Origin of the sequence: Glutamicibacter sp. 0426 (assembly GCF_001906485.1) — a bacterium.
Lineage (GTDB): Bacteria > Actinomycetota > Actinomycetes > Actinomycetales > Micrococcaceae > Glutamicibacter > Glutamicibacter nicotianae.
The window spans coordinates 612,181-631,764 of the sequence record NZ_MPBI01000001.1 but is presented as its reverse complement, the minus strand read 5'-3'; the positions used below and the strand labels follow the sequence as shown (position 1 = coordinate 631,764).

At 64.2% G+C, this 19,584-nt stretch carries 22 protein-coding genes; 9 read left to right on the top strand and 13 right to left on the bottom strand.

Translation table 11 applies throughout. The features are described 5' to 3' along the window. Nucleotides 1–122 precede the first annotated feature (122 nt). From BKX98_RS03010 to BKX98_RS02995, 4 genes are all read right to left on the bottom strand, one after another. The gene (locus BKX98_RS03010; protein ID WP_143181005.1) at nucleotides 123–584 is read right to left on the bottom strand and encodes a hypothetical protein; all 462 of its coding nucleotides are present in this window, start codon (nucleotides 582–584) and stop codon (nucleotides 123–125) included. Between the two features lie 93 nt (nucleotides 585–677). After that, nucleotides 678–953, bottom strand: a complete 276-nt coding sequence (locus BKX98_RS03005) for a hypothetical protein (protein ID WP_143181004.1) — start codon at nucleotides 951–953, stop codon at nucleotides 678–680. 31 nt (nucleotides 954–984) lie between these two features. Then, on the bottom strand, nucleotides 985–1,248 hold the full coding sequence (locus BKX98_RS03000; protein ID WP_073706090.1) for a hypothetical protein: 264 nt from the start codon (nucleotides 1,246–1,248) through the stop codon (nucleotides 985–987). A 305-nt stretch (nucleotides 1,249–1,553) separates the two neighbouring features. Further along, nucleotides 1,554–1,931: a GntR family transcriptional regulator gene (locus tag BKX98_RS02995; RefSeq protein WP_038990756.1), complete on the bottom strand. Its 378-nt coding sequence runs from the start codon at nucleotides 1,929–1,931 to the stop codon at nucleotides 1,554–1,556. A gap of 79 nt (nucleotides 1,932–2,010) precedes the next feature. Here BKX98_RS02995 and BKX98_RS02990 point away from each other — a divergent pair, with 79 nt between their 5' ends. Further along, nucleotides 2,011–2,670, top strand: a complete 660-nt coding sequence (locus tag BKX98_RS02990; protein WP_073706089.1) for an MBL fold metallo-hydrolase — start codon at nucleotides 2,011–2,013, stop codon at nucleotides 2,668–2,670. A 23-nt stretch (nucleotides 2,671–2,693) separates the two neighbouring features. Here BKX98_RS02990 and BKX98_RS02985 read toward each other — a convergent pair whose 3' ends face one another. Further along, nucleotides 2,694–3,131 (bottom strand): GNAT family N-acetyltransferase, encoded by a 438-nt coding sequence (locus BKX98_RS02985; RefSeq protein WP_073706088.1) that lies wholly within the window; start codon nucleotides 3,129–3,131, stop codon nucleotides 2,694–2,696. A 114-nt stretch (nucleotides 3,132–3,245) separates the two neighbouring features. Beyond that, the gene (locus BKX98_RS02980; RefSeq protein ID WP_073706087.1) at nucleotides 3,246–4,037 is read right to left on the bottom strand and encodes a methyltransferase domain-containing protein; all 792 of its coding nucleotides are present in this window, start codon (nucleotides 4,035–4,037) and stop codon (nucleotides 3,246–3,248) included. Between the two features lie 77 nt (nucleotides 4,038–4,114). On the opposite strand from BKX98_RS02980, the gene BKX98_RS02975 reads away from it, so the two are divergent. The 3 genes from BKX98_RS02975 (at nucleotide 4,115) to BKX98_RS02965 (ending at nucleotide 7,368) form a co-directional block, all read left to right on the top strand. Beyond that, a complete protein-coding gene (locus tag BKX98_RS02975; protein ID WP_073706086.1) occupies nucleotides 4,115–6,649 on the top strand; it encodes an RNA helicase in 2,535 nt (844 codons plus the stop codon). Continuing rightward, nucleotides 6,649–7,104, top strand: a complete 456-nt coding sequence (locus tag BKX98_RS02970; protein ID WP_038990752.1) for an NUDIX domain-containing protein — start codon at nucleotides 6,649–6,651, stop codon at nucleotides 7,102–7,104. Before BKX98_RS02975 ends, BKX98_RS02970 begins: the two co-directional genes overlap by 1 nt. 72 nt (nucleotides 7,105–7,176) lie before the next feature. After that, complete coding sequence (locus tag BKX98_RS02965; protein ID WP_013349261.1) at nucleotides 7,177–7,368, top strand: hypothetical protein; 192 nt, start codon at nucleotides 7,177–7,179, stop codon at nucleotides 7,366–7,368. Nucleotides 7,369–7,383: 15 nt separating this feature from the next. On the opposite strand, the gene BKX98_RS02960 is transcribed toward BKX98_RS02965, so the two are convergent. Beyond that, nucleotides 7,384–8,334: a phosphotransferase gene (locus BKX98_RS02960; RefSeq protein ID WP_083586596.1), complete on the bottom strand. Its 951-nt coding sequence runs from the start codon at nucleotides 8,332–8,334 to the stop codon at nucleotides 7,384–7,386. Nucleotides 8,335–8,385: 51 nt separating this feature from the next. Then, a complete protein-coding gene (locus BKX98_RS02955) occupies nucleotides 8,386–9,138 on the bottom strand; it encodes a metal-dependent hydrolase (protein ID WP_073706085.1) in 753 nt (250 codons plus the stop codon). Nucleotides 9,139–9,200: 62 nt separating this feature from the next. On the opposite strand from BKX98_RS02955, the gene BKX98_RS02950 reads away from it, so the two are divergent. After that, on the top strand, nucleotides 9,201–9,689 hold the full coding sequence (locus BKX98_RS02950; protein WP_038990749.1) for a GNAT family N-acetyltransferase: 489 nt from the start codon (nucleotides 9,201–9,203) through the stop codon (nucleotides 9,687–9,689). After that, nucleotides 9,689–10,975, top strand: coding sequence for an alpha/beta fold hydrolase (locus BKX98_RS02945; protein WP_073706084.1), 1,287 nt, complete (start codon nucleotides 9,689–9,691; stop codon nucleotides 10,973–10,975). The genes BKX98_RS02950 and BKX98_RS02945 overlap by 1 nt, the downstream gene beginning before the upstream one ends. Nucleotides 10,976–11,055: 80 nt before the next feature. Here BKX98_RS02945 and BKX98_RS02940 read toward each other — a convergent pair whose 3' ends face one another. From BKX98_RS02940 to coaE, 5 genes are all read right to left on the bottom strand, one after another. Further along, nucleotides 11,056–11,523: a MarR family winged helix-turn-helix transcriptional regulator gene (locus BKX98_RS02940; protein ID WP_073706083.1), complete on the bottom strand. Its 468-nt coding sequence runs from the start codon at nucleotides 11,521–11,523 to the stop codon at nucleotides 11,056–11,058. A 110-nt stretch (nucleotides 11,524–11,633) separates the two neighbouring features. Beyond that, nucleotides 11,634–12,665, bottom strand: coding sequence for a TerC/Alx family metal homeostasis membrane protein (locus tag BKX98_RS02935; protein ID WP_223308732.1), 1,032 nt, complete (start codon nucleotides 12,663–12,665; stop codon nucleotides 11,634–11,636). A 246-nt stretch (nucleotides 12,666–12,911) separates the two neighbouring features. After that, the gene (gene uvrB, locus BKX98_RS02930) at nucleotides 12,912–14,999 is read right to left on the bottom strand and encodes an excinuclease ABC subunit UvrB (protein ID WP_038990744.1); all 2,088 of its coding nucleotides are present in this window, start codon (nucleotides 14,997–14,999) and stop codon (nucleotides 12,912–12,914) included. 72 nt (nucleotides 15,000–15,071) lie between these two features. After that, on the bottom strand, nucleotides 15,072–15,320 hold the full coding sequence (locus tag BKX98_RS02925) for a hypothetical protein (RefSeq protein WP_066138801.1): 249 nt from the start codon (nucleotides 15,318–15,320) through the stop codon (nucleotides 15,072–15,074). Between the two features lie 2 nt (nucleotides 15,321–15,322). Further along, nucleotides 15,323–15,919: a dephospho-CoA kinase gene (gene coaE, locus BKX98_RS02920; RefSeq protein WP_073706082.1), complete on the bottom strand. Its 597-nt coding sequence runs from the start codon at nucleotides 15,917–15,919 to the stop codon at nucleotides 15,323–15,325. A gap of 25 nt (nucleotides 15,920–15,944) precedes the next feature. On the opposite strand from coaE, the gene BKX98_RS02915 reads away from it, so the two are divergent. The 3 genes from BKX98_RS02915 to BKX98_RS02905 all read left to right on the top strand — a co-directional run bounded on the left by BKX98_RS02915 (nucleotide 15,945) and on the right by BKX98_RS02905 (nucleotide 19,559). Further along, nucleotides 15,945–16,619 carry a YigZ family protein gene (locus tag BKX98_RS02915; protein WP_073706081.1) on the top strand — a complete coding sequence of 225 codons (675 nt, stop codon included), beginning with the start codon at nucleotides 15,945–15,947 and terminating at the stop codon, nucleotides 16,617–16,619. Continuing rightward, nucleotides 16,616–17,797, top strand: a complete 1,182-nt coding sequence (locus BKX98_RS02910; protein ID WP_233125265.1) for a class I SAM-dependent methyltransferase — start codon at nucleotides 16,616–16,618, stop codon at nucleotides 17,795–17,797. Before BKX98_RS02915 ends, BKX98_RS02910 begins: the two co-directional genes overlap by 4 nt. A gap of 61 nt (nucleotides 17,798–17,858) precedes the next feature. Continuing rightward, nucleotides 17,859–19,559 carry an HNH endonuclease signature motif containing protein gene (locus tag BKX98_RS02905; RefSeq protein WP_073706080.1) on the top strand — a complete coding sequence of 567 codons (1,701 nt, stop codon included), beginning with the start codon at nucleotides 17,859–17,861 and terminating at the stop codon, nucleotides 19,557–19,559. Nucleotides 19,560–19,584: the final 25 nt, after the last annotated feature.

The window sequence follows — 19,584 nt, the reverse complement described above, 5'->3', positions numbered from 1 at the left end:
CTGGGCTGTTCGCTCGCGGGCAGTTCGCCACCTCCATTCGGCATCCCAAGCACGGCGCCTTGGACACTAGTTATCGACGGATTCCGGGGCTGGATCGGTGGCAGACGGCATGGTGTAAGCGGTCAAGCCCTTTCGCCTTCCAGGACCACGGTGGCGCCTTCCTGGTAGCCGGCCCGCTGGAATTCGGCGAACAACGGCAATTGATCGCTCTTCGTGCGAGTATCGCGGTCGCAGGACTGGACTGCCGTTGCCGGCAACAGGTTCGCGATGTCCTTGTCATTGCCCGAGCGTTGCGCGTCGACGCCGTCAAGTTCCATGGTGCACAACACGGTCTGCCCCAACCCTTGCTCGATGCCGACGAAATTTCCCTCGAAATTCTTGATGCCGCCGAGCTTGGCAGTGCCATCATCTTGGGCATTAGCCTCGGCAGTACCGGAATTGATCTGGCAGGTCACCAGGGTGCTGTCGGTGTGAACGCCGTGCAGATCGATGATGCCCAAGCAGGAATAATCCGCGCCGGGCAACGACCAACGGCCATCGCCGGTCTGCGGGTCAAGCCCCACCAGCATGGAATCCGTTGCCATATCCCACTCGAACTCCCTCCCGCCGAGTTCAAACTGGTAGAAGGCGCGATTGCCGGAGCCCACCAATGTACTTCGTTCCCCATCGAAGGTCTCCTAAGCCCAGCCGCCGCCCGTGGAGTAGTGCTCATCGTAGATTTCTTCGCAGTCCTTGTTCCACGCCAGAGCCCCCTCATGGGCATAGCTCAGGACCGACCTGCCGGATTCCTGGTCGCTGGAGATGGAAAGCCCTTCACCGAGGTAGTAGTCCTCGAGATTTTTCTTCGGATCAGGCATTTCGATGGGCTTCCTTGCCTTCTTCCAGCTGTTCGAAGGCCAGTCGTAGTAGTAGTAGTCGACGTTACCTCCCGTGTCAGGGCTTGCTGCCAACATGCACCAGGTATTGCCGCATTTGCTGGGGCGGTCAATGTCGTAGAGGGATCCTGGATCCTTTGGAGACGCGTTGCCCGGTTTCCAGATCGAGCACCGCGGGCCGCAGCTTATCCTTCTCCACCAGCTGCAGCAACGACACGTATTTCTTGCCGTTGTTTTCCACTACGCTGACCTCGAAGGCAATGCTGGACGGCGTGTTGCCGACTTCGGACTTCCGCTTCCAGACTTCTTCCCCGGTGGCCAGGTCCCGGGCTACGAGATAGGGAGTTTTGCCCACCAGGGTGTCGGCAAGCACGACATTCCCAGCCTCGTCGACGTGGGCTTCGGAGAGCAGCTTGTCCTTGCGGTCCGCACTTGCTCCTGCCCCAGATGCTGCACGGGCTGTTCGGTCTCAGTGGCGGAACATCCGGCCAGGGCGCCCAAGAGCAGGGCGGCACCCAGAGTGGCGCCGATCTGGCGCTGGCGGTGTGCGGTGTTGAAAGTGCTCATGGGCGAACTCCCGAATATCCTGAGCTCATTCTCAGGTGCGGACGCGTGATGTGCGTTGTGTTGCGTGCAGTCGACCAGAATCGCTGCTGGGATCCGGTCGATGCGGACGTGTTATTGGGGCAGCGAGCTGAAAGCTGCCCTGAGGTACTTCACCGCGGTTTCCTCATCCACCGACCATTGCTGCGCGATCCGCGCCAGGTCTGCGGCGGCATCGCTGACTTCCTGCTCGGCCCGGTCCTCGGCGGCCTGGATGACCGTGCCGTGGCGTCCGCGGGTGACGACCGCACCCTGGAGTTCGAGCTCCTTGTACACCTTGGCCACGGTATTGACCGCCAAACCGAGGGTGCCGGCGAGCGCGCGCACCGAGGGAAGCTTGGTGCCCGGAGCAAGCTTGCCCTCGGCCACTGCCGTCAGGATTTGCTCGCGGACTTGCTGGTACGGGGCCACCGTGGATTCCGTGTCCACGCGCAGGAAGGGCAACTCGGTCATGCGATGTTCCGTTTCGTCGTGTGCTTCATGTCTCTTGAGCCTATCGTGTGGCGGACCGGTTTCACCGTAGTCTGGAGGAATGAATGAACTACAGCTAGATGACTTCAGTGTTCGCTGGATTTCGGTTTCGGACATGTCCAACAACGTGTACGTCGTGACCGACAAGGCCAGCGGACAGCAAATATTGATCGACGCCGCGGATGACTTCCCGGCCATCCAGGACTTGCTGGCAGCGGCTGCGGCCGACACGCCGAAGGGCGAAGTGCAGGTCGCCACGATCGCCACGACCCATCAGCACTGGGACCACGTGCGCGCCCTGTCCGACGCGGTGGCCGCCTACCCGGTCCCTACCTATGCGGGGGCCGATGATGTCGCCGGCATCCTGGAGGAATCCGGAGTGCAGGTGGCGCACCCGCTCTCCCATGGCGATCAAATCCAGTTGGGCGAGGTCACGCTCGAAGCAATCCACCTGCGTGGCCACACCCCTGGCTCCATTGCATTCGCGCTCGCGGATTCTTCCGGACAGCACATCATCCTCACTGGGGACAGTCTTTTCCCCGGAGGCGTAGGGAACACATGGAAGGATCCAGAGCGTTTCGCGTCGCTCTATGCCGATGTCACCTCCCGCATCTTCGACCGGTTCCCGGATGAGACGGTGATCCTTCCGGGCCATGGTGATGGCACCACGCTGGGCGCCGAACGCCCCTCGCTGCCCGAGTGGCTGGAGCGCGGCTGGTAGGAGCTTGCAGCAGCTGCCGCCGGCTATTTAGTCGGCGGCAGCTCCTGGTAGTACAACAGCATCCGCCAGTCGCTTCCCGGAAAGTTGTTGGCGAACCCGTGGCGTTCGTAGAAGCGCCGAGTTGCGGTGTCGTCCTCGTCCACGTTGATATGCAGTTCCAGGCTTCCGCGCAGCGCCAGTTCCTGCAGCAGGCAGTTGACGAGGGCCGAGCCGATGCCCCGGCCACGCAATGCGGGTTGCACGTAGAGTTCGTCAAGCACGGCCAGCGGCCCGTCGAAATAGATTGTGGGTCGCAGCGTGACCAGGGCATGCCCGACCAAGCCGCGCCCATTCCCCGCGACGATGGCGAAACACTGGTCTCCTGCCAGCATGGCCTCCAAGCGCCGTGCAACCATCGCAACCGGTGGGCATGGCGAATCGAATTCCCGATTGAAGTCCGCTTGCAAGCGGGCCAGGTTCAGGCTGTGCTCCGGTCCCGCAAGAAAGGCATCGTACGCGTGCGTGCAGAAAGTATGCTCCGTTTGGCTCCGTGGACGCCAGAGCCTGCAGCCCCGCAGCGTCCAGGATGAGCGGTGTCAGCCGAGCTTGTGGCCGACCATGAAGATCCGGCGGAACGGGAAGTTCGTCAAGATGGTTCCGTCCTGCGAGGTGAATGAAGGGTAGTGGACGGAGACTTCGGCCCGGTAGTCGTTTTCGAACTCCCGATAGTCTTCGTCGCTGAGCGCGTGCCGAACGGGCAGCAACGCGGTACCGCGAACCCAGTTCAGGATCGGGTCCTCGCCTGCGAGCAGCTGGTGGTACGTGGTCTCCCAGACATTTGCCTGGAACCCCGCGTCCAGGAAGATCCGCTGGTATTCATCCGGCTCGCCGACCACGTCGTCATGGCGCAGCACCCCTGCCAGCTTGCCGGACCACTTCGGGCTGTCGGCGACTGCGCGCATTACCGCATGCGAAGGTGAACCGAAATTGCCCGGGACCTGGATAGCCACGTTCGCACCGGGCCTCAGGTTGACCAGCCATCCTGCCAGCAACTCGCGATGCCCAGGAAGCCACTGCAGCATGGCGTTGGAGAACAACAGGTCCGTATCGGCGTCAGGGATCCACTGCGTGGCGTCGGCCAGTGCGAAGCCCAGATTCTTCTCGTGCTCGCTCTGCGAAGCCCGCGCGATCATCTCTGGCGAGGAATCCAGTCCGGTGACCTTCGCCTGCGGCCAGCGCTGGGCCAGCAGCCGGGTCATATTTCCCGGGCCGCAGCCCAGATCGATGATCTTCGACGCCTCGACCCCTGCCAGCTGTCCCAGCAAATCCTTGTATGGGCGGCCGCGGTAGTCGGAGAATTCAGTGTATTTCGTCGGATCCCATTTCATGTTCCTGAGCCTAAACCCGAGGCGCAGGCAACATCCAGCCCCCAGTCGTAGTTCTCAACCGATAGGCTAGGAACATCATGTTGCTCACCGATTATCTGCCAGCAGACACCAAGAACGTATCCGACGACGAAATCTACGAGGCTTTCGGCCAGTGGGTGGCGACGCGCGGCATCAGCCTCTACCCCGCACAGGACGAAGCGTCGATGGCGCTGGCCGGCGGCAACAATGTCATCCTGGCCACCCCCACCGGGTCGGGGAAGTCCATGGTTGCCATCGCTGCGCACTTCTATGCCATGGCCCGAGACCAGATCAGCTTCTACACTGCGCCGATCAAGGCCCTGGTCTCCGAGAAGTTCTTCGACTTGTGCAAGATCTTCGGCGCGGAGAACGTCGGCATGGTCACCGGCGACTCCTCGGTGAACGCCGACGCCCCGATCATCTGCTGCACCGCAGAGATCCTGGCGAACATCGCCCTGCGCGAAGGCTCCAAGGCCGACGTGGGCTGCGTGATCATGGACGAATTCCACTTCTACGCCGATCCGCAGCGTGGCTGGGCCTGGCAGGTTCCGCTGATCGAGCTGCCGCAGGCGCAGTTCCTGCTGATGAGCGCAACCCTGGGCGACGTCACCCGTTTCGAGAAGGAACTCGAAGAACGCACCGGCAAGACCACGGTCACGGTCGCGCACACCGAGCGTCCGATCCCATTGCACTTCTACTACTCCATGGAGCCGGTGCAGGAAGCCGTGGAGGAACTGATCAAGACCAAGCAGGTCCCGATCTACATCGTGCACTTTTCCCAGCTCGATGCCATCGACCGCGCGACCGGGCTGATGAGCGTGAATGTGGCCACGCGCGAGGAGAAGGAAAAGATCTCCGAAATGATCGGCGGCTTCCGCTTCGCCGCAGGATTCGGCAAGACGCTGAACCGCCTGGTCCGCCACGGCATTGGCATCCACCACGCCGGCATGCTGCCCAAGTACCGCCGTCTGGTCGAACAACTGGCCCAGGCAGGCCTGCTCAAGGTCATCTGCGGCACCGACACCCTGGGCGTGGGCATCAACGTGCCGATCCGCACCGTGGTGATCACCGCCCTGTCCAAATTCGACGGCACCCGCACCCGCATCGTCAATGCCCGCGAATTCCACCAGATTGCCGGCCGCGCCGGACGCGCCGGGTTCGATACTGCAGGCACCGTGCTGGTGCAGGCCCCGGAGCATGCGATCGAGAACCACAAGGCCATGGAAAAGGCCCTGAAGAAGCATGGCGAGGGCTCGTCCAAGCTCAAGCAGATCCCGAAGAAGAAGCCGCCGCAGAACTTCGTGACCTGGGGCGAGAAGACTTTCGAGAAGATCGTCGAGGCCGCCCCCGAAACGCTGAAGTCCTCCTTCCAGGTCTCGCACTCGATGCTGCTGAACCTGCTCGAACGCGAAGACAACGCGTTCGAGGCCGCTGTGCGCCTGCTCAGCGAAAACCACGAGACCCCGGCCGCGCAGCGCAAGCTCAAGAAGCGCGCCATCGGCATCCTGCGCGAGCTGATCGCCACCGAGGTGGTGGTGCGCCGGGAGCAGCCCGACGAATACGGCAACTGGTATGAGCTGACCGTGCACCTGCAGCAGAACTTCGCGCTGAACCAGCCGCTTTCGCCTTTCGCGCTGGCCGCCTTGGACCTGCTGGACCCGGATTCGGCCAGCTATGCGCTGGATGTGGTTTCGGTGATCGAGGCTACTTTGGAAAAGCCGCGCCAGGTGCTCTCCGGCCAGGAGAAGAAGGCCCGCGGCGAGGCTATTGCCGCGATGAAGGCCGAAGGAATGGACTACAACGACCGCATGAACGCGCTGGATGAGGTCACCTACCCGATGCCGCTGGCGGAGAAGCTGGAGAGCGCGTTCGAGCAGTACCGCTCCGGTGCGCCGTGGCTGGCCGATTTCGAGCTGGCGCCCAAGTCGGTCGTCCGCGACATGTACGAACGCGCCATGGGCTTCTCCGATTTCGTCCAGTACTACCAGTTGGCCCGCTCCGAGGGCGTGCTGCTGCGCTACCTCACTGACGCGTACAAGGCCCTGCGCCAGACCGTCCCGCAGGATGCGCTGCGCGAGGATCTCGAAGACCTCATCGAGTGGCTGGGCGAAATGATCCGCCAGATCGACTCCTCGCTGCTCGACGAGTGGGAAGAGCTCTCCCGCGGCGAGCTGCACGAGGAAACCGAAACCGCACCGCCTCCGGCACCGGAAAAGCTGACCAGCAATGTCCGGGCCTTCCGGGTGATGGTCCGCAACGAGATGTTCCGCCGCGTGAAGCTCTTCGCTGACGAGCAAGACAAGGCGCTGGGCGAACTCGATGAGCACAGTGGCTTCGATGCGGACACCTGGGCCGATGCGATGGATGGCTACTTCGATGAGCACGATGACATCGATGACGGTCCGGTTGGACGCAGCTCCAAGCTGTTCATCGTCAAGGAACTGCCTAACCGCATCTGGGAAGTACGCCAGGTCTTCGCTGATCCATCCGAGCACCACGACTGGGGTATTTCCGCGACCATCTCGCTGGATGACTCGGACGAGGTAGGCGAACCGGTGGTTACCGTGACCTCCGTGGGCCGTCTGGACAACTGATGCGGGCGATCAGCTACGTCATCTTGCAACACCGCGATGAGGTTTTGCTGCAGCTGCGCCAAGGAACCGGCTACATGGACGGGCACTGGAGCACTGCGGCCGCCGGGCATGTTGAGCCCGGCGAAGCTGCCCAGGCCGCCGCCGTGCGTGAAGCCGGCGAAGAGCTGGGAATCCACATCGATCCGGCACAGCTTCAGCCGTTGTGCACGGTGCATCGTAACCAGCAAGCTGGCAGCTACGTGGATTTCTTCTTCCGCACCAGCCAGTGGGATGGTGTACCGAGACTTATGGAGCCGGAGCGAGCCGCGCAGCTGCGTTGGTTCCCGCTGGATGCCCTTCCGGATAACCTCGTTGAACAGGAAGATCTGGTACTTTCCAGGCTGGATTCCGACCTGCCGCCGATCCTTTCCATGGGATTCGGCACGGAAACGCCCCAGCCCCAACGTCTGGACTAGTCGCACACAATGCCCGCAACATCCTGCCGGAAACCGGTAGCAATGTTGCGGGCATTGTCGTAGGGTGTGGCCATGAATGGATTCAAGCTGCGCCTGCTTGGAGCAGGCATATTGCTGCTGGTCCTGATAGGGCTGCTCAGCGGTTGGTCGGAACTCTTTGCTTCCGGCGCATGGGTCGCGACCGTTCTCCAACTCGGCCTGATATTCCTCGGCCTTGCCCTGATCTACCGCGGGGAGAACGCCGAGATGCCCGGGTCCGGCTAGCAACAGGTCTTAGCATTACCCCAATCGGGCTTTGAGCCAGGCTACGCAGGCCGTTGCCTGCTTGGCGTGATAGCTGCGCAGGGTGGGCAGCCCCGGAACTTCTGGCCTGCGCGCGGCATCAACATAGTAGGCAGCCAAACCAGCCAGCACTCCAGTCAGAGCATCGGAGCTCGCCGAGGCGAAAATCCGGTGGGATGATGCAATGGCGTCCGCATCCAGTGCCGGATCGAAAATCCTGGCCTCAACCAGCACCGTCAACGCGTCATACCACGCGGCTCCACGCGAAGCCCACGGCCAGTCGACCAGAAGCACGCCCCCATCTTCGCCCAGCAAGATGTTGTCCGAGCGCAGATCGGTGTGCACCAGCTGGTTTCCGGCCAGCGCCCCAATTCCTTCGATGGCCAGTTCATGGAGTGCTTCCAGGTTTTGCGCCAACCAAGGGTCTGCAGGAATCCATTCATCAGCCATGATCCGAGCAAAACCGCTGGCGTCCTCGCGCAGATCTACTTCGAGGGCAGGAAGCAAGCTGGTGATTCCAGCTGGCTGCTGATCCGCCAGCTGCGCGAGCGTGTCCAGCACCCGGATAAGCTCGTCGGCACCCCAGGGAAGCTGCGGGTTACCCCCTGGCGCTTGGTCGAAAATCAACGCCTCCCAGTCATCCCAGCGAATCCGTCCCAGGAATTTCGGAACCGGCATCGAAGCCGGGAGCATCGCTGCAATATCCGCCTCTCGCGCATGCAGGGCGGCGCCCGGGCCATTCAGCCCGTGGCTGACAGCTTTGGCGAACACCTTCTGCCCTGCGGCGGTGAGCAGCCGGTCGGCGCTGCCCGCAGAGAACCCGCCGTATTGGCTATGCGCCGTGATGACTTGCGATCCCAAGTGCGATTCAATCAGTTCGCGCAGTTCGGCAGGAAGATCTGGCCAGCTGATGCGCTGCGTGTAGTGGATCACCATGGTTTGGATCATGCCATGGCCTTAGGCCATCTCCCAAAAATGTTCTGGCGTGCCTGCGGGCAGCTAGGCGACGATTAGCGCGATGCCCACATAGGTGGTCAGTCCCGTGGCCAGCAGCCATTCGGAGGTGGAGCCGGTTTCGCCCAGAATCGGCAGCGCCAACCGGCCGTTGGACTTCCAGCAGCCGCCGATGACCGGCATCCGGCGGAACCAGCGCGGGGAGCCGATCTTGATCGGCCACAGCAGATTGCAGCCTCCGATGGTCAGCATGTCCCCCACCACGTGCGCGATCACGCCGATGGCCACCGCCAGCAGGAACCACTGGTTCTCCGCCGGAGTGTTCATCCCCACGAAGGTGCCGGCGGCCAGGGCGATAATCCAGCACAAGAGCGGCGGCATGAACTTCATGGTCTTCACCGCGAAGGAGATCAGCAGGATCGCGAACAGCGCCGCCGCCGGATAAACCGTCCCCAGGGCCGCGGTTTGCACATCCCAGCCGTTGGCCAGCCAGGCCAGGAAGATGAAGAAGGCGATGCCGATCAGCGAATGGGTGCCATTGCGGTGCCCGCCGGAAGCCGAACCGATGATCCGGGTGAAGATGCTGGAAATTGGCGGCAGTGAACGGGCGATCGTGGCCGAATGATGATCGGCGTCGGGCAGCAGGGCGGCACCTGCGCACACGATCGCTCCGGCCAGGGTTTCCCAGCGGTCCATTTGGAAGGTGCCCAGCCCTAGGTTCACCGATCCCACGGTGACCGGAGTCGTTATTGCCAACCATGCGGCTGCGCCGCTCACCGCGTGGTGTCCACCCATCATGCATTCAACCTTAGGTCTGGTCACCGACGTTTTAGCGGTGCGACGGAGGTAAGCTGGAACACATGAGTATTGTGCGTGAAGCTGTTCCGGGCGACTGCCCGCAGATCTTGGAGATGATCCAGGAATTGGCCGACTACGAGAAGGAACCAGATGCGGTGCACAACACCGTAGCTGATCTGCAAGAGCACCTCTTCGGCCCCAATCCCCAAGTTTTCGCCCACGTGGCCGAGGATGAATCCGGCGAGCTGAAGGGCATGGCCCTGTGGTTCCTGACCTACTCCACCTGGGAAGGCCGGCACGGCATCCACCTCGAAGACCTCTACGTGCGCGAAGCGCGACGCGGTTCGGGCACCGGAACCGCGTTGCTGCGCACCCTGGCGCAGATCTGCGTCCAGCGCGGCTACAAGCGCCTGGAATGGTCGGTGCTGGATTGGAATGAACCGGCGATCAAGTTCTACGACGCGATCGGCGCTGGTTCCATGGACGGCTGGACCACACGCCGCCTGGACGGCGAAGCACTGCACGCACTTGGCACTCGAGGAGCAAACTAATGCGGCATTACCGCGGCATGGACGTCACCGACCATCGCATCGAGGTCCCGCTGGACCATGCGGACCCGCAGGGCGAGAAGATCTCGGTCTTCGCCCGCGAGATCAGCACCGACTCATCAAAGCCCTGGCTGCTGTTCTTGCAGGGCGGGCCAGGCGGCAAGTCCCCGCGCCCGGGGTCTCTCTCCGGGTGGCTGGCCGAGGCCACCAAGCACTTCCGTGTGCTGCTGCTGGACCAGCGCGGCACCGGGCTGTCCACCCCGGCCAACCGCAAGACCCTTCCGTTGCGCGGGGACTCGGCGGCCCAGGCACGCTACCTCACGCATTTCCGGGCCGATTCGATCGTGCGCGATGCCGAGGCGCTGCGCGAGCATCTGGGCATCGCGCAATGGAGCACCCTGGGCCAAAGCTACGGCGGGTTCTGCACCCTGACCTACCTCTCGCTCTTCCCGCAGTCGCTCACCCGCTGCCTGGTCACCGGTGGGCTGGCCTCGCTGGATGCCGATGCGAAGACCGTCTACCGTGCCACCTACCAGCGCATGGCCGAACGCAACCGCGAGTACTTCTCCTGGTATCCCGAGGACTATGAGACGCTGCACAGGATCTACGAGCATGTGCGCACCAATGACGATGAGCGCCTGCCCAACGGCCAGCGCGTCACCGTCCCGCTGGTGCAGATGCTGGGCATGTACCTGGGCGGCAACACCCGGGTGCACCTGCTGCACCACATCTTCGAGGAGGCCTTCAGCGATACCCCGGGCGGCGAACGCCTCTCGGACGCCTTCCTCGAAGCGCTGAACGCGCAGTCCTCGTTCGCATCGAACCCGCTCTATGCGCTGATGCACGAAACCATTTACGCGCAAGGCGAGGCGACCAATTTCGCCGCGGAACAGGTCTTGCCGGAGTTCCCGGATTTCACATACCACGCGGCGACCCCGTTGCTGACCGGCGAGATGATCTACGGCTGGCATTTCTCCGAGGATCCTGCCTTGCGCCCCTTGGAGGATGTGGCCCGCATCCTGGCCGAGCACGAGGGCTTCGGCCCGTTGTACGACCTGGACGTGCTGGCCAAGAACAAGGTGCCGGTGGCCGCGGCGGTTTACCACGACGATGTCTATGTGGACCGCGAGCTTTCGCTGCGCACGGCCTCGCAGGTGGCAGGATTGCAGGTGTGGGTGACCGAGGACTACCACCATGACGGCATCGGCGATGACGGCCCGGCGATCTTCCGCCGCCTGCTGGCCATGGCCAATGGCGAGGAACCCCAGGCCGCGTCCAACGACGACTAGACAAGGGAGCCGATCCGTCAGCTGAGATGGCAAACAGGCAACGCGCTTGAATCCCGCCGAGGATTCAAGCGCGTTGCCGATTAAGCCTGCTGTCCGTGGGTGTCCAGCTGCGCGGCGACCTGGCCATTGAGCCGTTGCAGCAGCGGCACCGCCTGCGCCATAACCTGCCGCTCCTCGGCGCTGAAGGAATCGATGCCGCCTGCCAGCGAGGCGATCGCGCGCTGCCGGTAGGCTTCGATCGCTTCCTTGCCGTCGCCAGTCAGGCTGACCAGGCTGGCTCGGCCGTCCTTCGGGTCCGGCTGGCGCTGCACCAACCCGTCATTCTCCATGCGGATGACCAGGCCGGTCATGGTCGGCTGCGCTACACGCTGCTCAACAGCAAGGTCTCCCACGCGCTGCGGACCCAAGCGGTCCAGGGTGGAAAGCACCCGCCACGCGGTGACCGATCGGCCCTGCCCTGCCGCGCGTCCAAGCAGCCGCGACATGGTGCCCGAGGCGAGTGCCACGCCGGTGGCAATATCGCTGGCTTCTGTTGATGGATCGCTCATGGGAATCACCTTAGCAGAACTGCATAGGCACACTATCCGGGTACGCAAAACCCGCCAGGACCAGTTCAAATGAACCGGTCCCGGCGGGCTGTTATTCGCGCTACCCGGGGTTAGTCGTGCTTCGCGAGCTCAGCGGCGTCGGCCACTGCGGCGGCTTCGGCGTTCGCGGCTGCGCGCTTGCCCCACGGGCTCCACAGCGAGAGCACGGTGGCGATGACGATCGCGCCGAGGATCACCAGCAGCGAGAGGCCAACGGAGATGTCCAGCCACGCGTAGTGAAGCGGTTCGCCGCCGTTGATGAACGGCACCTGGTTCTCGTGCAGGGCGTGGAAGACCAGCTTCACGCCGATGAAGGCCAGGATGAAGCTCAGTGCGTGCTTCAGGAAGACCAGGCGGTTCATCAGCCCGCCGAGCAGGAAGTACAGCTGGCGCAGGCCCATCAGCGCGAAGATGTTCGCGGTGAAGACGATGAACGCGGACTTGGTCAGGCCGAAGATCGCCGGAATCGAGTCGAAGGCGAACAGCAGGTCGGTCATGCCGATGGTCACGAAGACCAGCACCATCGGGGTGAACAGCTTCTTGCCGTCGACCACGGTGCGCAGCTTGGCGCCATCGAAGTCCTTGGAGATCGGCAGCTTGCTGGTCAGCTTGCTGACCAGGCCGCTTTCCTCGTCCTCGTCCTCGTCCTTGAGCTGGTTCCATGCGGTCCACAGCAGGAAGGCGCCGAAGATGTAGAAGACCCACGACCACTGCTCGATGATTGCGGCACCGAGCACGATGAAGATCGCGCGCAGGATCAGCGCGATGATGATGCCGAACATCAGCACTTCCTGCTGGTACTTTCGCGGTACCGAGAAGCGGGCCATGATGATGATGAAGACGAACAGGTTGTCCACCGACAACGCGTATTCGGTGATCCAGCCGGCGTAGAATTCCTGGCCGAGCTGCGGGCCGGCCTGCCACCAGATCAAGCCGCCGAAGGCGATAGCCAAGCCGATGTAGATGCTGACGAAGATGCCAGCTTCCTTCATGGAAGGAATGTGCGGACGCTTCGTTACGTACAGTAAGTCAGCGGCCAAGACCACGCACAGGACTACCAGTGCGATGATCTCGAATTGAAGGCTAATTCCAGAAGTGCCCACGGACGAGCGACCTTTCGTTGGAGGGTATGTCAAAATCGCCGCAAGTCTCTCCGCCGCCTGCACGGTGCCCGAAATCTCGTGGCACCCGTAGTGCTGGTCGGCTGCTGCGCCCGGCGGAACATCATTGGTCCGCGTGTTGACGTTCACAGCATTGGGATACTCCCCTACGTCCAGTGATCAAGTGTAGCGCACAGGAACCGCACAGGGTCAGTGGATGTCGCCACACTGCGCTGAACAGCACCCTGGTTACGCGTGGCCGGCGGCCTGCATCTGGCGCAGTTCCTTCTTCAGCTCGGACACTTCGTCGCGAATGCGGGCAGCGAGCTCGAACTGCAGTTCGGCGGCCGCCGCATGCATCTGCTCGGTCATTTCCTCGATCTGGCCCAGCAGGTCCTCGGCCGGAGCCGCGGCCAGGCCATCCTTGCGCACCGCCGGGGAGGCCTTGCTGCGCTTGGCATTCTTCGCCAAGCGGTTGTTGTTCAGCAGCTCCTGGGTATCGGCATCTTCGCGCGCCAGCTGGTCGGTGATGTCGGCGATCTTCTTGCGCAGCGGCATCGGGTCGATCCCGTGCTCCTTGTTGTGCGCTTCCTGGATCGCCCGGCGGCGGTTGGTCTCCTCGATTGCCTGGTCCATCGCATCGGTGATCTTGTCCGCATACATGATGACCTGGCCGGACACGTTGCGCGCGGCACGGCCGATGGTCTGGATCAGCGAGGTGGCCGAGCGCAGGAAGCCCTGCTTGTCGGCATCCAGGATCGCCACCAGCGACACCTCGGGCAAATCCAGGCCCTCGCGCAGCAGGTTGATGCCGACCAGCACGTCGAAGGAGCCCATGCGCAGCTCGCGCAGCAGCTCCACGCGGCGGATGGTGTCCACATCCGAGTGCAGGTACTGCACCCGGACCTGGTGCTCGGTCAGATAATCGGTCAGATCCTCGGCCATGCGCTTGGTCAGTGTGGTGACCAGCACGCGCTCGTCGCGGTCCACCCGGGTGCGGATCTCGTCGAGCAGGTCGTCGATCTGCCCCTTGGTCGGCTTGACGATGATCTCCGGGTCGACCAGGCCGGTCGGGCGGATGATCTGCTCGACAAAGCCGTCGGACTTGCCCAGCTCGTACTTGCCCGGGGTGGCCGAGAGGTACACCGTCTGCCCAATGCGCTCCAGGAACTCGTCCCACTTCAGCGGGCGGTTGTCCATCGCCGATGGCAGGCGGAAGCCGTGCTCCACCAGGGTGCGTTTGCGCGACATGTCGCCCTCGTACATGGCGCCGATCTGCGGCACGGTCACATGCGACTCGTCGATGACCAGCAGGAAGTCGTCCGGGAAGTAGTCCAGCAGGCAGTGCGGTGCGGAACCTGCCTCTCGGCCGTCAATATGCCGCGAGTAGTTCTCGATGCCGTTGCAGAATCCCATCTGCTCCATCATTTCCAGGTCATAGGTGGTGCGCATGCGCAGCCGCTGGGCCTCGACCAGCTTGTTCTGCGACTCCAGCTCCTTCAGCCGCACCGCCAGCTCGTCCTCGATGGACTTGATGGCCTTGCCCATCCGCTCGGCGCCGGCCACATAGTGGCTGGCCGGGAAAATGTACATCTCGGTTTCCTCGCGGATCACCTCGCCGGTGACCGGGTGCAGCGTGTAGATGGCCTCCACCTCGTCGCCGAAGAACTCGATGCGCACCGCCTGCTCCTCGTACATCGGGATGATCTCCACGGTGTCGCCGCGCACCCGGAAGGTGCCGCGGTGGAAGTCCATGTCGTTGCGGGTGTACTGCATGGCGACGAACTGGCGCAGCATCGCGTCGCGGTCCAGTTCCTCGCCCTGGCGCACGGTGACCATTCCGGCCACGTATTCCTCGGGGGTGCCCAGGCCATAGATGCAGGAGACGGTGGCGACGACGATCGTGTCGCGGCGGGTGAGCAGCGAGTTGGTGGCCGAGTGGCGCAGCCGTTCGACCTCCTCGTTGATCGAGGAGTCCTTCTCGATGAAGGTATCGGTTTGCGGGACGTAGGCCTCGGGCTGGTAGTAGTCGTAGTAGGAGACGAAGTACTCCACCGCATTGTTCGGCAGCAGCTCGCGGAATTCGTTGGCCAACTGGGCGGCCAGGGTCTTGTTCTGCACCAGCACCAGGGTGGGGCGCTGCACCTGCTCGACCAGCCAGGCGGTGGTCGCGGACTTGCCGGTGCCGGTGGCGCCGAGCAGCACGATGTCCTTCTCGCCGGCGTTGATCCGCTCGGTCAGCTCCTTGATGGCCTGCGGCTGGTCGCCGGCAGGCTCGTACTCGCTGATGACTTCGAAAGGGGCGACCACGCGCTTGATGGGCTGTGCAAGACTCATGCTTCCAGCATATCCACTTGCACCTGCCGATGGCCGCTCGCCCGAGCCAGCTTTCAGCTTAATGCCCGGGTGCTACTTGCGCATCCCGTAACGGATCGCATTGCGCTTGACGGTGCGCTGGATGCTGCTGCCGAAGAAGCCGACGGTCATGACGGTCGCGGCGGCCAGGCCGATCAGGCCCAGCCAGCCGGAAATGTAGACCACCGGCGAATACGGCCCGGATTCGCTGGCGACGAATTCCTCGCGGCCGCCGAATCCCAGCCACAGCACCAGTGCTGCGGCAAAGGCGAGCAGGGTGGTCCACTTGCAGATCTTGTACATTGCTACTCCTGTGCTGGGGCCAATTGGCGGTAGAGGGAGGCGACCTGGGCCTCGAGTTCTTCCAGGCTGCCGGAATTATCCAGCAGGTAGTCGGCCACTGCCGCCCGCTGCTCGTCCGTGGCCTGAGCGGCCATCCGGGCTTCGGCGTCGTCGCGGCTCCAGCCGCGGTCCTGGACCATGCGGCGGATGCGTTCATCATGCGGGGCCTGGACGACGATCACGGCATCGAAGCGGTCCGCCTGCCCGGACTCGACCAGCAGCGGGATGTCCTCCACCACCAGCGCACCGGGTGCCGCGGCCTCGCGCAGGGCCTCTGCCTGGTCGCGCACCAGCGGGTGCACGATCTCATTGAGCTTGGCCCGCTGCGCCGCATCGGAGAATACGATCGCGCCTAAGGCGGGCCGGTCCAACGATCCGTCGGGCAGCAGAATCCCCTCGCCGAAGGTGTCCTTGATCGCAGCCAGCCCGGGCGTGCCGGGTTCCACGACCTGGCGGGCTAATGCGTCGGCATCGATGACGACGGCGCCCAATGATGCCAGTTTGGCCGCGACCGCCGATTTTCCGGAGGCCACTCCCCCGGTCAGTCCCACATGCTTCATGCTTCCACCCTATAAACTAAGGGGGATGAACACCAACGACTCGGCCGCGACCCGGTACACGACTTTGACCAGCGATTGCGTGCACGAGCTGGAAATCAAGCGTTCGCGCTTCATCACCTACCTCTACCGGGTCGAGACCGAGGCGGCCGCCCGCGAGCATATTGCCGCACTGCGCAAGAGCCACTTCGATGCCCGCCACCACTGCAGCGCGTTCATCCTGGGCCCCGATCGGATGGCGCAGCGCTCCAACGACGACGGCGAGCCCTCGGGCACCGCCGGCATTCCGATGCTCGATGCCCTGGCCAAGCGCGAAATCGCCGACGGCAGCGTGCTCTCGGACGTGCTGGCCGTGGTGGTCCGCTACTTCGGCGGGATCAAGCTCGGCGCCGGCGGGCTGGTCCGCGCCTACTCCGAGGCGGTGTCCTCCGCACTGGACCAGGCGCAGCTGCACCTGCGCCAGCGCATGCGGATCCACACCTTCGCCGCCTCCCACGTCGACGCGGCCCGCTACGAGAACGACCTGCGCGCCGCCGGCTACCAAATCGAGCCGACCGCCTGGCAGGCCGATGCCGCGATCGTGCAGATCGGCGTCCCGGACACCCCGGAAGCCGCCGACCAGCTGCGCACCCATATCGCCACGCTCACTTCCGGCGCCGGAGAACTGGCCGCCGCCAACACGCAATGGGTTGACCTGATTTGAACACTGCCGCTGATTCCCACGACGCCGACGAGGGCGCCAGCGCGCTGCAGGCCCTGCTTCCGGCGCTGCGCCGCTGGCCCGATGTCGAAGCGCCGAACCTCTTCGCCGCCGATGCCTCGGACCGGCTCATCCTTGACTCCTGCGCCGCCGCGTCCGGAACCGGCTCCTGGCCGGCATCCATCGCGGTGATCGGCGACCACTACGGCGCGCTGGCACTGGGCTCGCTGGCGCTTGGCAGCACGAGCGTGCGCGTGCACACCGATTCGCTCACCGCCCGCCGCGCCATCGAGGCCAACCTGGCCCGGCTGATGCCCGAAGCGGCCGAGCGCCTCGACTTCTTCCCGCTCCAGCAGGTCGCTGCACAGGCCAGCGTCGTCCTGCTGGCCCTGCCCCGCGGATTGGACGTGCTTGGCGAGCAGGCCGCCGCGGTGGCCGCCGTGGCCGCCCCCGGTGCACGGCTGTTCGCCGGCGGCCGGATCAAGCACATGAGCCGTTCCATGAACGAGGTGCTCGCGGCGCATTTCGAGCGCGTGGACGTCTCGCACGCCCGGCAGAAGTCCCGGGTGCTCACCGCCAGCAGCCCGCGCGCCGAGCAGCCCTCCAGCAGCTTTCCGGCCACCGCCACCCACCAGGTGCGCGGCACCAGCTTCACCCTGCATGCCGGTGCCGGGACCTTCGGCAACGCGCGGCTGGACCCGGGTACCCGGCTGCTGTTGGAAAACCTGCCGGATCTGTCCGAACACAGCACGCTCGTCGATTTGGCCTGCGGCAACGGCTCGATCGGCATCTTCGCTGCCCTGCGCAATCCGCAGCTGCGCGTGGACGCCTCGGACCATTCGGCTTCCGCCGTCGCCTCCACGCTGGCCGCCGCGCAGCGCAACCAGCTGGCCGGCCGCATCACCGCCGTGCAGGATGATGCCCTGAGCCGCCTGCCCGACGCCAGCGCCACACTCATCACGCTGAACCCGCCCTTCCACATCGGCAACACCGTCACTGCCGACATCGCGTTCAAGCTGATCGACGACGCCGCCCGCGTGCTCGCCCCCGGCGGCACCTTGCTGTGCGTGTTCAACTCGCACCTGCGCTACCGCAGCGAACTGGTTCGCCGGGTCGGCCCCACCAGGCAGCTGGCCCGCGACAAGACCTTCACCGTCACCGCATCCACCCGCGCGCGCTAGCTTTTCCACAGCCCGCGTCCCGCCCCGGCACGCCGCGCGCGACCAGCCGCATGCTGGGTCCATGAGCGGAACAATCAGCCAAGCCCTCGCCGGGCTGGCACAAGCAATCGAGGACACGCCGGCCCTCAACGTCGACGACGCACTGGCCTTGGCCGCGTTCCTCCCTCGCCTGCAGCAGACCCTGCTCCCGGACACTTCGTCCACCCAGCCCTCCGATGTTCCGTCCGCCGGCTCCGTGCCGCACTACCTGCACGACCCGCGCTATGCCCTGGCCTTGGCCACCGCCGCCGAGGCAGCAACCCACCAGGGACAGCGCCTGCAGATCTACGCGGCCCACCTCATCGAGGACACCGCCGCCCACACCCTCATCCCGGAAGAGCTGGCCGCGGCCCGCGAGAACCGGAGCGATTTCAGCATTCCCGCCACGCGCACCGGAGCACGGCCCGGCTCCCCCGGGCCCGCGACGCTGTTGGCTTCCTGGCTGCGTACCGAGCCTTTCGAGGCCAAACGCCGCGTCCATGCCGCCCACCACGTCTACGCGCAATACGACTACCAGCACCAGAGGCACCCTGCACAGTTCCCGCTGCTGGCCGAGCGCTTCAATGACCCGCACCAGCCGCCAGCCGAAGTGCTCAGCGCGGCCCGGCGCCTGGCCGCGCTGGAACCCACTCTGGACGAATTCGCCGCACCGGCCACTGCCTCGGCGCTCAGCGAAGACGGCGAGCTGCTTGAATCCGTCGTCGATGAGCACTTGGATGAGCCTGATCCGGGCACCCGCCGCCGCTTGGTCGGCAACTTCCTCAAGGCCCAGAAAGAACGACTCGGCAAGAAGCGGCCCGAAGCGCTGGAAGGGGTGTTCCGGCGAGGTGAACGCGACGGGCTGGTCCATTACGATCTCGCCCTGCGCCCCACCCGTGCGGAGCTCTTCGAGTCGGGCATCTCGCAAATCGACAATCCACGCTCTGCACCGGGCCAGGCCGCGCGCCAAGCTTTCACCGATCCGCTGCAAGACGATCCAGGGCAAGACACTGGAGACGGCACTTTCTACCAGCCAGGCAGTGGAACCCATCCGGACTTCGTCACCGATGAAGAAGCCGCGGCCAGCGAAGAACCTGGCCCTGAGCCACTTTCTCCCGCGGCACGCCGTCTCAACGGCCTGATGAATTTACTGGAGATCAATTCGAAACGCTTGCAGGAGTTGCTCCACGCAGTGCAGAACGGAGAATCCGGACAGGGCACCGAAGATCTTGCTGACGGCTCCGTCAAGGTCCCCGCCATCACGCCGAAAATCGTGGTATTGCTGACCTTGGATGAGCTGGAAGGCCGGGCACGAACCCACGGCATCACCCAGCATGGATTCAAGCTCAACGCTACCGACCTGCGCCAGACCCTCGCCAGGGCACGCATCATCCCGATGGTGCTCGGCGGCAAGGGCGAGCTGCTGGATATCGGCCGCAGCCAACGCAAGCATCCGGGATACATGCGGCTGGGTATCGCCGTGCGCGATCGCGGCTGCATTGTGCCCGGGTGCACTATGGATCCCGAGCGCTGCAACATCCACCACATCTGGTTCTGGTCCGAGGGCGGTGTCACCGCGGTCTATTGGAGCGCGATGCTCTGCGACACGCATCATCATGACGTGCATGCCGGACTGATCAAGGTCATTCCCGATGGCGGGGTGCCCAAGGTCATCCTGCCCAGCTTCATCGATCCTGCCCAGCAACCGGTACGCAACAACTACCACATGGCAGCGGCCGCCTAGCTCGCGGTCCTACGGCATCCATACC